This is a genomic window from Streptomyces sp. NBC_01268 (genome assembly GCF_036240795.1).
Classification (GTDB): Bacteria; Actinomycetota; Actinomycetes; order Streptomycetales; family Streptomycetaceae; genus Streptomyces.
Window position 1 is genome coordinate 1,965,533 of sequence record NZ_CP108454.1, and the last position, 13,826, is coordinate 1,979,358.

Annotated in this window: 14 protein-coding genes and 1 rRNA gene; 6 read left to right on the plus strand and 9 right to left on the minus strand. The window is 70.6% G+C overall.

Annotated elements, in window-relative coordinates:
* Positions 1 to 5: 5 nt before the first annotated feature.
* Together OG309_RS08495 and OG309_RS08500 are read right to left on the minus strand one after the other, a co-directional pair.
* Positions 6 to 1,531 (minus strand): 16S ribosomal RNA (locus OG309_RS08495).
* Between the two features lie 517 nt (positions 1,532 to 2,048).
* Entirely contained in the window at positions 2,049 to 2,711 is a 663-nt protein-coding gene (locus OG309_RS08500; protein ID WP_329419445.1) for a DNA-3-methyladenine glycosylase, read from the minus strand.
* Between the two features lie 85 nt (positions 2,712 to 2,796).
* Between OG309_RS08500 and OG309_RS08505 the strand changes: the two genes are divergently transcribed.
* The 3 genes from OG309_RS08505 to OG309_RS08515 all read left to right on the plus strand — a co-directional run bounded on the left by OG309_RS08505 (position 2,797) and on the right by OG309_RS08515 (position 4,838).
* Positions 2,797 to 3,579, plus strand: a complete 783-nt coding sequence (locus tag OG309_RS08505; protein ID WP_329419446.1) for a sporulation protein — start codon at positions 2,797 to 2,799, stop codon at positions 3,577 to 3,579.
* A gap of 53 nt (positions 3,580 to 3,632) precedes the next feature.
* The gene (locus OG309_RS08510) at positions 3,633 to 4,169 is read left to right on the plus strand and encodes a YbhB/YbcL family Raf kinase inhibitor-like protein (RefSeq protein WP_329419448.1); all 537 of its coding nucleotides are present in this window, start codon (positions 3,633 to 3,635) and stop codon (positions 4,167 to 4,169) included.
* A gap of 162 nt (positions 4,170 to 4,331) precedes the next feature.
* Positions 4,332 to 4,838 carry an HNH endonuclease gene (locus OG309_RS08515; protein ID WP_329419449.1) on the plus strand — a complete coding sequence of 169 codons (507 nt, stop codon included), beginning with the start codon at positions 4,332 to 4,334 and terminating at the stop codon, positions 4,836 to 4,838.
* Positions 4,839 to 4,902: 64 nt separating this feature from the next.
* Here the strand turns inward: OG309_RS08515 and OG309_RS08520 are convergent, their stop codons facing one another.
* The 4 genes from OG309_RS08520 to OG309_RS08535 all read right to left on the minus strand — a co-directional run bounded on the left by OG309_RS08520 (position 4,903) and on the right by OG309_RS08535 (position 8,151).
* Complete coding sequence (locus OG309_RS08520; RefSeq protein WP_329419451.1) at positions 4,903 to 5,676, minus strand: sulfite exporter TauE/SafE family protein; 774 nt, start codon at positions 5,674 to 5,676, stop codon at positions 4,903 to 4,905.
* Between the two features lie 96 nt (positions 5,677 to 5,772).
* Positions 5,773 to 6,723 (minus strand): SPFH domain-containing protein, encoded by a 951-nt coding sequence (locus OG309_RS08525; RefSeq protein WP_329419452.1) that lies wholly within the window; start codon positions 6,721 to 6,723, stop codon positions 5,773 to 5,775.
* A 124-nt stretch (positions 6,724 to 6,847) separates the two neighbouring features.
* Positions 6,848 to 7,276 (minus strand): NfeD family protein, encoded by a 429-nt coding sequence (locus tag OG309_RS08530; RefSeq protein WP_329419453.1) that lies wholly within the window; start codon positions 7,274 to 7,276, stop codon positions 6,848 to 6,850.
* A gap of 83 nt (positions 7,277 to 7,359) precedes the next feature.
* Positions 7,360 to 8,151 carry an ABC transporter ATP-binding protein gene (locus OG309_RS08535; protein ID WP_329419454.1) on the minus strand — a complete coding sequence of 264 codons (792 nt, stop codon included), beginning with the start codon at positions 8,149 to 8,151 and terminating at the stop codon, positions 7,360 to 7,362.
* 155 nt (positions 8,152 to 8,306) lie between these two features.
* Here OG309_RS08535 and OG309_RS08540 point away from each other — a divergent pair, with 155 nt between their 5' ends.
* Entirely contained in the window at positions 8,307 to 9,098 is a 792-nt protein-coding gene (locus OG309_RS08540; RefSeq protein ID WP_329419456.1) for a hypothetical protein, read from the plus strand.
* Positions 9,099 to 9,183: 85 nt separating this feature from the next.
* Here OG309_RS08540 and OG309_RS08545 read toward each other — a convergent pair whose 3' ends face one another.
* The 3 genes from OG309_RS08545 to OG309_RS08555 all read right to left on the minus strand — a co-directional run bounded on the left by OG309_RS08545 (position 9,184) and on the right by OG309_RS08555 (position 11,378).
* Positions 9,184 to 9,423, minus strand: coding sequence for a chaplin (locus OG309_RS08545; protein WP_329419457.1), 240 nt, complete (start codon positions 9,421 to 9,423; stop codon positions 9,184 to 9,186).
* A 157-nt stretch (positions 9,424 to 9,580) separates the two neighbouring features.
* A complete protein-coding gene (locus OG309_RS08550) occupies positions 9,581 to 10,240 on the minus strand; it encodes a response regulator transcription factor (RefSeq protein ID WP_329419458.1) in 660 nt (219 codons plus the stop codon).
* Complete coding sequence (locus tag OG309_RS08555; protein ID WP_329419460.1) at positions 10,233 to 11,378, minus strand: GAF domain-containing sensor histidine kinase; 1,146 nt, start codon at positions 11,376 to 11,378, stop codon at positions 10,233 to 10,235. The genes OG309_RS08550 and OG309_RS08555 overlap by 8 nt, the downstream gene beginning before the upstream one ends.
* 196 nt (positions 11,379 to 11,574) lie before the next feature.
* On the opposite strand from OG309_RS08555, the gene OG309_RS08560 reads away from it, so the two are divergent.
* The gene (locus OG309_RS08560) at positions 11,575 to 12,273 is read left to right on the plus strand and encodes an SDR family NAD(P)-dependent oxidoreductase (RefSeq protein WP_329419462.1); all 699 of its coding nucleotides are present in this window, start codon (positions 11,575 to 11,577) and stop codon (positions 12,271 to 12,273) included.
* Between the two features lie 311 nt (positions 12,274 to 12,584).
* Positions 12,585 to 13,655, plus strand: a complete 1,071-nt coding sequence (locus OG309_RS08565) for an S-adenosylmethionine:tRNA ribosyltransferase-isomerase (RefSeq protein ID WP_329419464.1) — start codon at positions 12,585 to 12,587, stop codon at positions 13,653 to 13,655.
* Positions 13,656 to 13,826: the final 171 nt, after the last annotated feature.

Sequence of the window (13,826 nt, forward strand, 5' to 3'; positions counted from 1 at the left end):
CTTAGAAAGGAGGTGATCCAGCCGCACCTTCCGGTACGGCTACCTTGTTACGACTTCGTCCCAATCGCCAGTCCCACCTTCGACAGCTCCCTCCCACAAGGGGTTGGGCCACCGGCTTCGGGTGTTACCGACTTTCGTGACGTGACGGGCGGTGTGTACAAGGCCCGGGAACGTATTCACCGCAGCAATGCTGATCTGCGATTACTAGCAACTCCGACTTCATGGGGTCGAGTTGCAGACCCCAATCCGAACTGAGACCGGCTTTTTGAGATTCGCTCCGCCTCGCGGCATCGCAGCTCTTTGTACCGGCCATTGTAGCACGTGTGCAGCCCAAGACATAAGGGGCATGATGACTTGACGTCGTCCCCACCTTCCTCCGAGTTGACCCCGGCGGTCTCCTGTGAGTCCCCATCACCCCGAAGGGCATGCTGGCAACACAGGACAAGGGTTGCGCTCGTTGCGGGACTTAACCCAACATCTCACGACACGAGCTGACGACAGCCATGCACCACCTGTATACCGACCACAAGGGGGGCACTATCTCTAATGCTTTCCGGTATATGTCAAGCCTTGGTAAGGTTCTTCGCGTTGCGTCGAATTAAGCCACATGCTCCGCTGCTTGTGCGGGCCCCCGTCAATTCCTTTGAGTTTTAGCCTTGCGGCCGTACTCCCCAGGCGGGGAACTTAATGCGTTAGCTGCGGCACCGACGACGTGGAATGTCGCCAACACCTAGTTCCCAACGTTTACGGCGTGGACTACCAGGGTATCTAATCCTGTTCGCTCCCCACGCTTTCGCTCCTCAGCGTCAGTAATGGCCCAGAGATCCGCCTTCGCCACCGGTGTTCCTCCTGATATCTGCGCATTTCACCGCTACACCAGGAATTCCGATCTCCCCTACCACACTCTAGCCTGCCCGTATCGGATGCAGACCCGGGGTTAAGCCCCGGGCTTTCACACCCGACGTGACAAGCCGCCTACGAGCTCTTTACGCCCAATAATTCCGGACAACGCTTGCGCCCTACGTATTACCGCGGCTGCTGGCACGTAGTTAGCCGGCGCTTCTTCTGCAGGTACCGTCACTTTCGCTTCTTCCCTGCTGAAAGAGGTTTACAACCCGAAGGCCGTCATCCCTCACGCGGCGTCGCTGCATCAGGCTTTCGCCCATTGTGCAATATTCCCCACTGCTGCCTCCCGTAGGAGTCTGGGCCGTGTCTCAGTCCCAGTGTGGCCGGTCGCCCTCTCAGGCCGGCTACCCGTCGTCGCCTTGGTGAGCCGTTACCTCACCAACAAGCTGATAGGCCGCGGGCTCATCCTTCACCGCCGGAGCTTTTAACCAGCCCCCATGCAGAGGCCGGTGTTATCCGGTATTAGACCCCGTTTCCAGGGCTTGTCCCAGAGTGAAGGGCAGATTGCCCACGTGTTACTCACCCGTTCGCCACTAATCCACCCCGAAGGGCTTCATCGTTCGACTTGCATGTGTTAAGCACGCCGCCAGCGTTCGTCCTGAGCCAGGATCAAACTCTCCGTGAATGTTTGCTCGGCCAGTAAATTAATACAGCCGGCGTTACACTCGCGTTGAGCGGAACAGTCATGCCGGAATGTGGCCGACTGTTCACAGCGTCCTCGCTGTGTGCCACCCCGTGGGGTGGACTTTTTCAAAGGAACCTCGACCATCCGAAGATGGACGGGGTATCAACTAATCTGGCGTTGATTTTTGGCACGCTGTTGAGTTCTCAAGGTGCGGACGCTTCCTTTGTACTGACCCTCTCGGGCTTTCCTCCGGGCGCTTCCTTCGTTCTTACGTTTCCGACTCTATCAGATCTTTCCGATCCGATTTCCTCGGTGCTTTCCGGTCCCGATTTGTTTTCTCGGGGCCTTCCGGCGTGTCCACTACGTTAGCCGATTTCCCAGGAGACTCATAATCGAGCCTTTCGAAACGAATTCCGGCATGCCGAAATAAGCCCCGTTGGGATTCTTCGTAAGGAGTGGATGGCCGCTCTCGGGAGGCTTGAGTAAGCACTGCCCGTCTCAAGCGGCTCGGGCCACATTACGCACCTGTTGCGCCCGAGTCAAGGCGACGCTTCCGCGGCGCGTGCGCCCGGTAGGGGCTGACCGTGTGGTCGCCGTCGATCCAGAAGCGCCAGGGGTGCGGGGCGCCGTCGCCGCCCACTCCCGTGCGGGGGCCGGTGCGGATCCGGTCGGGCGGTGCGGGTGCGCCCGTGAGCAGGGAGATCGGGGCGTCCGGGCCGCCGCAGGTGTCGGTGCCGTTGAGGGAGAGGGCGACGTCGAGGGCGGTGGCCAGGCGGGCCGGGCCCTTGGCGAGCTCGGAGTCGTACCGGGCCGAGAGGCGACGCTTCCTGGCCTGTTCCGTACCGCTCAGGATTTCGCCCGCTCGGAGCAGTACCCCGCTCGCGTGCCCTTCCGGGCCGCACACCAGGTTCAGGCAGTGCCACATGCCGTAGGTGAAGTAGACGTACGCGTGTCCGGGCGGGCCGAACATGACGGCGTTGCGGGCGGTACGGCCCCGGAAGGCGTGCGAGCCGGGGTCGATCGCGCCGGCGTACGCCTCCACCTCGGTGAGGCGGAGCTCGATGCGGCCGTCCGGGGCGTTCCGTACGAGGGTGCGGCCCAGGAGATCGGGGGCCACCTCCAGAACGGGGCGGTCGAAGAAGGCCCGCGTGAGCGGCGTACGGTCGGGGCTCTCGCTCATGCCGTCCGAGCGTAGTGGGGAACCGGCTACGGTCGTCACGCGTATGTAGGGGTCAGGACAGCGCAGGACACATAAGGAGTCGTTGATGGGGTTCAAGAAGCTGCTCGCGAGCCTGGGTGCGGGCGGGGCGTCGGTGGAGACGGTGCTCACCGAGGAGAACGTCGTCCCGGGTGGCGTCGTCCAGGGTGAGGTGCGGATCCAGGGCGGTTCCGTGGCCCAGCAGATCGAGGGACTGTCCGTCGGCCTGCAGGCGCGGGTCGAGGTCGAGGGCGGCGAGCAGGAGCACAAGCAGGACATCGAGTTCGTGAAGGTGCGGCTCGGCGGGGCCTTCGAGGTGCAGGCCGGGGCGGTGCACGTGGTGCCGTTCGGCCTGGAGATCCCGTGGGAGACGCCGGTCACCGCCATCGCGGGGCAGCAGCTGCGCGGCATGAACATCGGGGTGACGACCGAGCTGGAGATCGCCCGCGCGGTGGACTCCGGGGACCTGGACCCGATCAACGTGCACCCGCTGCCGGCACAGCAGGCGATCCTCGACGCGTTCATCCAGCTGGGTTTCCGCTTCAAGAGCGCGGACATGGAGCGCGGGCACATCCGCGGGACGCGGCAGCGGCTGCCGTTCTACCAGGAGATCGAGTTCTTCGCGCCGCAGCAGTACCGCGGGCTGAACCAGGTCGAGGTCAGCTTCGTCGCGGACGACCGGGAGATGGACGTCGTCCTGGAGATGGACAAGAAGCCGGGTCTGTTCACCGAGGGCAGCGACTCGTTCCGGTCCTTCACGGTGGGGCTGCACGACTTCCACACCACCGACTGGGCGGCATACCTGAACCAGTGGCTCGCCGAGGTCGGCGGGCGTCGCAACTGGCTCTAGGCTCGGCCGCACAGGACGTGTTCAGAGTGGCCAGCGATACGGAGGTTCCAGACGTGGCCGAGGGCAAGAGGGCGCCGCTCCCCCATGACTTCCATCCGCCGGTGCCGGAGTTCACCGTGGTGAGCGACGACGTCGTGCCGGGCGGGGTGCTGAAGGACGCTCAGGTGTACGCGGCGGGGAACACCTCGCCGCAGCTGAGCTGGGAGGGCTTCCCCGCGGGGACGAAGAGCTTCGCGGTGACGTGCTTCGACCCGGACGCGCCGACGGGCAGCGGTTTCTGGCACTGGGTGCTGTTCGACCTCCCGGTGTCGGTGACGGAGCTGCCGGCCGGTGCCGGTTCGGGTGCGTTCACGGGGCTGCCGGCGGGTGCCGTGCAGGCGCGTAACGACTACGGGTCGAGGGACTTCGGCGGGGCGGCGCCGCCGGCCGGGGAGAACCACCGCTATGTGTTCACGGTGTACGCGGTGGACACGGAGAAGCTGGGGCCCGACGCGGACGCGTCGCCGGCCGCGGTCGGCTTCCACCTGCGCTTCCACACGCTGGGGCGGGCGCAGCTGATCGGCTCGTACACGGGTCCCGCGGAGAGCTGAGCATTCGTTCGTTGTTTGCCCGCTTCTGGTCTTGGAGAGATCAGAAGCGGGCATCTTTCTTTTCGCGGATATTGCGTTGTCCTACCCGGCGTGCCCGGCCAGAGTTGATCCAAGCCCGGAGCCCACAAGGGGGGCTGGGCCGGCACACGGGAGGTGGGCACAATGCGGGACACGCTGGTTCTGAACGCGAGCTTCGAGCCGCTTTCTACGGTCACACTCAACCGTGCGGTGGTGCTTGTCCTGCAGGACAAGGCCGTCGTGGAGCAGGAACACCCGGGCCTGCGCATGCGGGCGGCCGCCCTGGACATGCCGGTGCCACGGGTGATCAGGCTCTGCCGCTACGTCCGGGTGCCCTTCCGAAGACAGGCTCCGTGGTCGAGGCGGGGTGTGCTGGTGCGGGACCAGCACCGGTGCGCGTACTGCGGGCGGCGGGCGACGACGGTGGACCACGTCGTGCCGCGTGCGCAGGGCGGTGGCGATCACTGGCTGAACACGGTGGCCTCGTGCGCGGAGGACAACCACCGCAAGGCGGACCGGACGCCGGAGCAGGCGGGGATGCCGCTGCTGCACCAGCCGTTCGTGCCGACGCCGGCGGACGCGATGCTGCTCGCGATGCGGGCCGGTGAGCGGTCGGAGCTTCCGGACTGGCTGACGGACCAGGCCGCTTAGGCCTTCTGCGTATCCCCTTGTGTGTCGTGTGGGCCCGCCCCCGGTCGGGGGGCGGGCCCCGCCGTCATCTCAGGGTGAGCTGGAGGATGGCGACGACGCCGACGGCGATGATCACTCCGCGCAGGACGGCGGGTGAGAGGCGCTTGCCGACCTTGGCGCCGATCTGGCCGCCGATGGTGGAGCCGACGGCGATGAGCAGGACGGCGGTCCAGTCGAAGTCGGCGACGAAGAGGAAGAAGACGGCGGCGACGCCGTTGACGACGGCGCCGAGGATGTTCTTGACGGCGTTGATGCGCTGCAGTGTGTCGTGGATCAGCAGGCCCATGAGCGACAGGTAGAGGACGCCTTGCGCGGCGCCGAAGTAGCCCCCGTAGACGCTGGCGAGGAAGAGCCCGGCGAGGAGGGCGGGGCCGCCGTCGGGGTGGGCCTCGGTGCCGGTGGCCTCGCGGCGGCGCTGGACGGCGGCGGCGATGCGGGGCTGCAGGAGGACGAGGAGGAGCGCGATGCCGATGAGGACGGGGACGATCGCGTCGAAGGCGTCGGAGGGCAGCGAGAGGAGGAGGATCGCGCCGACGAGACCGCCGACGAGGGCGGTGCCGCCGAGGCGGAGGACGCGCTTCTTCTGTCCCTTGAGTTCGCTGCGGTAGCCGATGGCGCCGCTGATGGAGCCGGAGACGAGGCCGAGGGTGTTGGAGACGTTCGCGGTGATCGGCGGCAGGCCGGTGGCGAGGAGGACGGGGAACGTGATCAGCGTTCCCGATCCGACGACGGTGTTGATGGCGCCGGCGGCCGTGCCGGCGCCGAAGACTGCCAGTGCTTCCCAGATGGACAACGCCATCTCCTTACAGGATCAGTGAGTCGCCTCCCCGCCCCGGTGTGTCGGTCCGGGGTCGAGGGGCTCGCACTGATCATGCACGAGAGTTACGTGTACGTGTCAGTCAACCCGGGGTTCTTCGCGACGCTCCGAACCGTCCCTGGGCGCCGGGGTCTTGGTGTCGAAGCCGGGGGCACCGGGTGCGACGTTGCCGAAGGCGCCGGAGAGGCCCTTGAGGGCGTCGCCGATCTCGCTGGGCACGATCCAGAGCTTGTTGGCGTCGCCCTCGGCGATCTTCGGGAGCATCTGGAGGTACTGGTAGGAGAGCAGCTTCTGGTCGGGGTCACCGGCGTGGATGGCCTCGAAGACCGTACGGACGGCCTGGGCCTCGCCCTCGGCGCGGAGCGCGGCGGCCTTGGACTCGCCCTCGGCGCGCAGGATCGCCGACTGCTTCTCGCCCTCGGCGGTGAGGATCTGGGACTGGCGGATGCCTTCGGCGGTGAGGATCGCGGCGCGCTTGTCGCGGTCGGCGCGCATCTGCTTCTCCATCGAGTCCTGGATGGAGGTGGGCGGCTCGATCGCCTTGAGCTCGACGCGGTTGACGCGGATGCCCCACTTGCCGGTGGCCTCGTCGAGGACGCCGCGCAGGGCCGCGTTGATCTCCTCGCGGGAGGTGAGGGTGCGCTCCAGGTCCATGCCGCCGATGATGTTGCGGAGGGTCGTGACGGTGAGCTGCTCGATGGCCTGGATGTAGCTGGCGACTTCGTAGGTCGCGGCGCGGGCGTCCGTCACCTGGTAGTAGATGACGGTGTCGATGTTGACGACCAGGTTGTCCTGGGTGATCACCGGCTGCGGCGGGAACGGCACGACCTGCTCGCGGAGGTCGATGCGGTTGCGGATGCGGTCGATGAACGGGACGACGATGTTGAGTCCGGCGTTGAGCGTGCGGGTGTAGCGGCCGAAGCGCTCCACGATCGCGGCGCTCGCCTGGGGGATGACCTGGATGGTCTTGATCAGGGCGATGAAGACAAGCACCACCAGAATGATCAGGACGATGATGACTGCTGACATCGTGTTCCCTGTGCCCTTCGCTGCGGGTTGCCGGTTGACTACGAGATGATGATCGAGTTTCCCAGACCGCGGGGCGTCATGGGCGAGGTTCGGTCACATGAGGCCGCGTCGAGGTCGCCCGGGGTCACATGACCACGGCGGTCGCCCCGTCGATGTCGACGACGTCGACCTGTTCGCCCGGTTCGAAGCTCTGGCCGGTGTCGAGCGTGCGGGCGGACCAGACCTCGCCGTTGAGCTTGATGCGGCCGCCGGCGGAGTCCACCCGTTCCAGGACCAGGGCCTGACGGCCCTTCAGCGCGTCGATGCCGGTGGCGAGTCGGGGGCGGCCGTCGCGGTGGCGGGCCGCTATGGGGCGGACCACCGCGATGAGGGAGACGGAGACGGCGGCGAAGGCGATCACCTGCGCGACGACGCCGAAGCCGAGGGCCGCGGTCACCGCCCCGGCGACCGCGCCGACGGACAGCATGCCGAACTCGGGCATCGCGGTCAGGACCAGGGGAATGCCGAGCCCCACCGCGCCGATCAGCCACCAGACCCATGCGTCGATGTCCACCAGGTCATGGTAGGGCGGGGTGGGGCTTCCCGGACAGGGCGCGGTGGGGGCGTGGCGCTGTGCGGTCGCCAGGCCCCGGCCGGCTACTTGAGGGGCAGGCCCTGCGCGGTGTAGCGGTCGCCGACGTGCTCGACGACGAGCGGGAGGCCGAAGCAGCGGGAGAGGTTGCGGGAGGTCAGCTCGGTCTCCATGGGGCCCGCGGCGAGGACCTTGCCCTGACGGATCATCAGGACGTGGGTGAAGCCGGGCGGGATCTCCTCGACGTGGTGCGTCACCATGATCATCGAGGGGGCGTACGGGTCGCGGGCGAGGCGGCCGAGGCGGCGGACCAGGTCCTCGCGGCCGCCGAGGTCCAGGCCGGCGGCGGGCTCGTCGAGGAGGAGGAGCTCCGGGTCGGTCATCATCGCGCGGGCGATCAGGGTGCGCTTGCGCTCGCCCTCGGAGAGGGTGCCGAACTTCCGGTCCAGGTAGTCGGTCATGCCGAGGCGGTCGAGGAAGGCCTTGGCGCGCTCCTCGTCGACCGGGTCGTAGTCCTCGTGCCAGGTCGCCGTCATGCCGTACGCGGCGGTGAGGACGGTCTGCAGGACGGTCTGTCGCTTGGGGAGCTTCTCCGCCATGGCGATGCCGGCCATGCCGATGCGGGGGCGGAGGTCGAAGACGTCGACACCCCCGAGGCGCTCGCCGAGGATGGTGGCCGTGCCCTTGGTGGGGTAGAGGTAGCTGGAGGCGACGTTGAGCAGGGTGGTCTTGCCGGCGCCGTTGGGGCCGAGGATGACCCAGCGCTCGCCCTCCTTGACCGACCAGGAGACCTCGTCCACCAGAGCCCGTCCGTCGCGGACCACGGATACGTCCACCAGCTCCAGTACATCGCTCATGAGCGCGTTGTCTCCCCTTGCGGTCGAATCTTTGTCGTCGCCTTGCGCCTGTGGGCGCGGCGTCCAGGGAAAACCTACGCCACCGGCGGGCCGGGCCGGTCCTTAGGGCTTGCTTTGCGCCGTGGGGCCGCCCGCGAGTCCCTAGGCTGGGGGGCATGCTTTCGGAACCACGCTCAGGACGTCTGGCCGCTTGGGGCAATGCCCTGCTGGCCGGGGCGGTGTCGCCGGACGACGCGGCGCTCGCCATTGTCGGGGAGGACGCGGTGCACCGCGTGGAGGGGCTGCCGGGCGAGGCGGGGCCGGTCGGCCTGACGCTGGCGCTCGGGCGGCTGCGGCGGCTCGGGGTGACCGGGTGGCGGGTGGCGCTGCCCGCGCCGGGGCATCCGCTGGGGCTGAGCGGACCGCCGGACTTCAACGCGCGGGCGTTGGAGGCGGAGGAGGCCGTGGTCGGCTTCGGCGCGCCGTACGGTCTGGTGCCCGAGGTCTCGGAGGCGGGGCCCGCGGGCGACGTGCACGTGGAGGTCGTCTGGCGCTGCCTCGCGGTACGGGAGGCTCCGCCGGCGGACGTGCCGTCCCTGGGCGAGGCGGAGCGGGAGCTCGCGGAGGCCCTCCGGGAGGCGACGACGGTCCTGACCCGCCTCGACGTGGCCGCCTCGGGCCCGACCGCCGACGCGGCCCGCGACGCCTACCGCGCCCGCGCGGAGGCCGGCCGCGAGGTCCTGGCCCCCGGCTACCCGCCCCGCGCGGTCCGCGTCCTCGAACTGGCCCAGCGCATCGGCCTCCTCGTGGACCTGGCGTACGACCACGGCCACGGCGGCGCGGTGAGCGCGGCGGAGATGGCGGCGCGGGGGGCGGCGCTGCGGCCGGTGGAGCGGGTGGCGCGACGGGCGCAGGTCGCGGCGTACAACGCGTACGTGGAGGAGAGGGAACGGGAGCGGGGGGTCTAGTCGTCGGTCGGGGCTCGGGAGGGCCGGCCGTGGAACGGCGTCGGCCCCCGGACGGGGTCCGGGGGCCGGGGGTTCGGGGAGGGCGTCAGTGGTTGACGGCGCCGTTGCCGAAGGCCGGGTTGAGCAGGCCGATCACGTTGATCGTGTTGCCGGAGACGTTCACGGGAACGTGGACCGGGACCTGCACCAGGTTGCCGGAGGCGACACCCGGGGAGTGGAGGGCCTGGCCCTGGGCGTCCGCGTTCGCGGAGGCGACACCGGCACCGGCGGCGACGAGGCCACCGGCGACCATGGTGAGGGCAGCGGCCTTCTTGAGGTTGTTCACTTCAGGATCCTCCTGGTCATCGCTGCGGCCGGTCCGCCGCAGCACGCCATGGAGAACGCCCCCGGCCCCGCTCGGTTGCGCCGAACGGGGGACATACACACGACGGTATGACTAGGGGAACGGGTGTGCCCCGGGAGGCGTGGGGGGCATAGGGGACCTACGAGGTCAGGCCGTGGCGTACCGCCCAGAGCGCGGCCTGGGTGCGGTCGGCGAGGTCCAGCTTCATGAGGATGTTCGAGACGTGGGTCTTGACCGTCTTCTCGGAGAGGACGAGTGCCCGGGCGATCTCCCGGTTGGAGCGTCCGTCGGCGATCAGGCCGAGGACCTCCTTCTCCCGCTCGGTCAGGGTGGAGCCGCGGCCCGTGCCGCCGCCCTGGCCGTGGTCCTCCTGGCTGAGCAGGGCGCCGGCGACCTCGGCCTGGAGCAGGACGTGGCCGGCGTGGACGGAACGGATGGCGCCGGCGAGCGCGTCGGGGTCGATGTCCTTGTAGACGTATCCGCTCGCGCCGGCCCGCAGCGCGGGGACGACCGTGCGCTGTTCGGTGAAGCTGGTGACGATCAGGACGCGCGCCGGGTTGGCCAGCTCGCGCAGCCGGCGCAGCGCCTCGATGCCGTCGGTGCCGGGCATCTTGACGTCCATGAGGACGACGTCGGGCCGCAGCTGCTCGGCGGCGGCCACGCCCTCGGCGCCGTCGGACGCCTCCCCCACGACCTCTATGTCCTCCTGGACCTCCAGGAAGGTGCGCAGGCCCCTGCGGACGACCTGGTGGTCGTCGACCAGCAGGACGCGGATCGCCTTCCTCTTCTCCTCAGCCACCGGGGACCTCCATCTCGATCGTGGTGCCCCGCCCCGGGGCCGATGTCACGGTCAGTGTGCCGCCCACTCCCGCGGACCGGTCCCGCATGGAGACCAGGCCCAGGTGGCGGCCCGCGCGGCGGACGGTGCGCGGCTCGAAGCCCTGGCCGTCGTCGGTGACGGCGAGCCGTGCCCCCTGGCCGCTGCGGGTGAGGGAGACGGTGACGAGGGCCGCGCCGGAGTGGCGCAGCGCGTTGTGCAGCGCCTCCTGCGCGACCCGCAGCACGGCCTCCTCCTGGGCGGCGGGCAGCGCGCGGACGCCGGAGCTGTCGAAGGTGACGCGGGCGGTGTGGGCCCGGTCGAGGACCTGGATCTGGGTGCGCAGGGTGTGCACCAGGCCGTCCTCGTCCAGGGCGGCGGGCCGCAGCTCGACGACGGCGGCGCGCAGCTCGTCGGCCGCCTCGGCGGCGAGCGCGGCGACCTGCTGGAGCTCGTCCTTGGCCCGGGCCGGGTCGCGGTCGACGAGCGCGGCGGCGGCCTGGGCGGTGAGGCGCAGGGAGAACAGCTTCTGGCTGACGGCGTCGTGCAGCTCGTGGGCCAGGCGGGAGCGCTCCTCCGCGATGGTGAGCTCGCGGCTGCGCTCGTACAGCCGGGCGTTGGTCAGGGCGATGGCCGCGTGCTGCGCGAGGAGGGTGAGGAGCTCCTCGTCCTCGGCGGTGAAGCCGCAGCTCCCGGCCGGCTTGGGGCAGCGCTTGTTGGCGAGGAAGAGGGCCGCGATGATCTCGTCGCCGTCGCGGACCGGGAGGCCGAGGAAGTCGGACATGTCCGGGTGGGCCTCGGGCCAGCCCTCGAAGCGGGGGTCCTCGCGGACGTCGGCGAGCCGCTCGGGCTCCGCCTTGTGGAGCATCGCGGCGAGGATGCCGTGCTGGCGGGGCAGCGGGCCGATGGCCCGCCACTGCTCCTCGCTGACGCCGTCGACGACGAACTGGGCGAAGCCGCCGTGGTCGTCGGGGACGCCGAGCGCCGCGTACTCGGCGTCGAGCAGCTCGCGGGCGGAGGCGACGATCGTCTTGAGGACGTCGCGGACCTCCATCTGGCGGTTCATCGCCAGCAGGGCGCTGCTCACGGCGGCCAGCCCGGAGCTCGGTCGGTGACTCATGTGTTCACCGTACCGGCGGGGTGTGACGGTCCGTATCCGTCCGGGGACGGCGGTCGGCCGGGACCCGGGGACTAGGTCGAAGTGCCCTGGGCGGTCGGGGCCCGGGGACGAGGCGGCGGGCGGGGCGGGTCACGAGGCTGGATCCCATCGGTTCGTACGCGCGTGCACGCGCACGTGAGGAGAAGAGGGGTCGGTCATGGGTGTCGCGATCGTCACGGGGGCGTCGAAGGGGCTGGGCCGGGCGCTGGCGGCGGGGCTCGCCGCGCGCGGCTGGGACCTGGTGCTGGACGCCCGTACGGCGGCGGTACTGGAGGAGAGCGCGGCGGCGGTCCGGGCGCACGGCACGCGGGTGGTGGCGGTGCCGGGGGACGTCACGGACGCGGCGCACCGCGCGGAGCTGGTGGCGGCGGCGCGGCGGCTCGGCGGGCTGGACCTGCTGGTGAGCAACGCGAGCGTGCTCGGCGCGGAGCCGCTGGTGCCCCTGGACGCGCTGCCGCTGGACGGGCTGCGGGCCGCGTTCGAGACGAACGCGGTGGCCGCGCTGGGGCTCGTACAGGAGGGACTGCCGCTGCTGCGGGAGAGCGGGGCGGGGGCGGTGGTCGTGGTGAGCTCGGACGCGGCGGCGGAGCCGTACGGAACGTGGGGCGGGTACGGGGCGTCGAAGGCGGCGCTCGACCAGTTGGCGGCGGTGCTGGCGGTGGAGGAGCCGGGGCTGCGGGTGTGGGCGGTGGATCCGGGCGACATGGCGACGGACCTGTACGCGGCGGCGGTCCCGGACGACACGGATCCGCGGCCGGCGCCGGAGTCGGTGGTGCCGGGTTTCCTGGCCCTGGTGGAGCACCGCCCGGCGAGCGGGCGGTACGCGGCGGCGGAGCTGGTGGGGGTGGACAGGTGACCGTGGAACCGGACGGCGGAGGGCACGGGACGGCGGGCGGCCTCGGCGCGGCCGGATGCCACGGGGACGCCGCGGGCTTCGGGGACTCCGGGCACTCCGGGCACTCCGGGCACTCCGCGGGCTTCGGGCACACCGCGGGGCTTGGGACCGGCACGGGCCCAGGGACGGCCACAGCCCCCGGGGAGGCCGGATGCCGCAGGGAGCCCGCGGGGCCCGGAGCGGCCCTCGGCGAACGCGCGACCGCAGACGCAGGCCCGACCGACGGCGCACGCGCGACCGCAGGACCCGGAACCACCGTCGGCTTCCAGGACGTGCCCCAGGCGCTGTCGGCGCGGGTGCCGGCGGAGCAGCGTGGGGTGGGGCGGGGCCGGGACGACGTGCGGCTGCTCGTGTCGAGGGGGACGGAGGTGGCGCACCGGGCGTTCCGGGAGCTGCCGCGGTTGCTGCGGGCCGGGGACGTGCTGGTGGTGAACACCTCGGCGACGCTGGCGGCGGCGGTGGACGGGCGGCTGGGGGCGGAGCCGGGCGGCGAGCCGGTGGTCGTCCACTTCTCCACGCGGGGCGACGCCCGGCGGTGGGCGGTGGAGCTCCGCGCCCCGGACGGGGCGGGCACGACGCGGCCGCGGCCGGGCGGGCCGCGGGGCGCGGTGGTGCGGCTGCCGGGCGGGGCGCGGCTGGTGCTCGAGGAGCCGCTGGCGCCGGGCGCGGTGCGGCTGTGGTGGGCGCGGTCGAACGTCGAGGTGCCGGGGCTGCTCGCGCGGTACGGGCGGCCGATCCGTTACGGGTACACGGAGCGGGACCAGCCGGTGGCCGCGTACCAGACGGTGTTCGCGGTGCCGTCGCCCGACGGCGGGGGTTCGGCGGAGATGCCGAGCGCGGGGCGGCCGTTCACGGCGCGGCTGGTCGCGGAGCTGGTGAGCCGGGGCGTGCGGTTCGCCCCGGTGGTGCTGCACACGGGGGTGGCGTCGTCGGAGGCGCACGAGCCCCCGTATCCGGAGCGCTTCGAGGTGCCGGCCCCGACGGCGCGCCTGGTGAACGCGGCGCGGGCGGCCGGCGGGCGGGTGATCGCGGTGGGGACGACGACGGTGCGGGCGCTGGAGTCGGCGGCGGTCCCGGAGGCCGGTGGCGCCGTCGTGCGGGCCGCGGCGGGGTGGACCGGGCTCGTCGTGACGCCGGAGCGGGGGGTGCGGGTGGTGGACGGGCTGCTGACCGGGCTGCACGAGCCGGAGGCCTCGCACCTGCTGATGCTGGAGGCGGTGGCCGGGCGGCCCGCGCTGCGCCGCGCGTACGCCGAGGCGGTCCACGAGCACTACCTCTGGCACGAGTTCGGGGACGTCCACCTCATCCTCCCGGAGGAGGAGCCTCACCGTGCGCATTGCTGAAGCAACGCCTGGTGAGCTTGTTACGTGCCCGATGTGAGCCCGCGCATAGGACCCACGTCACTTACGAATCACCCTAGTGGACACGTAAAGGACAGATCAGCGCCGCCTGGACTGGTCTCCGACCGGTTCGGGGGCGCCCCTCCGGACCCCCTGATCCACTACCGCGGATCG

Bases quoted from the DNA above. Each gene is read 5' to 3' on its own strand.
- OG309_RS08500 (WP_329419445.1), bottom strand. From the start codon at position 2,711: ATGAGCGAGAGCCCCGACCGTACGCCGCTCACGCGGGCCTTCTTCGAC.
- OG309_RS08505 (WP_329419446.1), top strand. From the start codon at position 2,797: ATGGGGTTCAAGAAGCTGCTCGCGAGCCTGGGTGCGGGCGGGGCGTCG.
- OG309_RS08515 (WP_329419449.1), top strand. From the start codon at position 4,332: ATGCGGGACACGCTGGTTCTGAACGCGAGCTTCGAGCCGCTTTCTACG.
- OG309_RS08520 (WP_329419451.1), bottom strand. From the start codon at position 5,676: ATGGCGTTGTCCATCTGGGAAGCACTGGCAGTCTTCGGCGCCGGCACG.
- OG309_RS08525 (WP_329419452.1), bottom strand. From the start codon at position 6,723: ATGTCAGCAGTCATCATCGTCCTGATCATTCTGGTGGTGCTTGTCTTC.
- OG309_RS08535 (WP_329419454.1), bottom strand. From the start codon at position 8,151: ATGAGCGATGTACTGGAGCTGGTGGACGTATCCGTGGTCCGCGACGGA.
- OG309_RS08540 (WP_329419456.1), top strand. From the start codon at position 8,307: ATGCTTTCGGAACCACGCTCAGGACGTCTGGCCGCTTGGGGCAATGCC.
- OG309_RS08555 (WP_329419460.1), bottom strand. From the start codon at position 11,378: ATGAGTCACCGACCGAGCTCCGGGCTGGCCGCCGTGAGCAGCGCCCTG.
- OG309_RS08560 (WP_329419462.1), top strand. From the start codon at position 11,575: ATGGGTGTCGCGATCGTCACGGGGGCGTCGAAGGGGCTGGGCCGGGCG.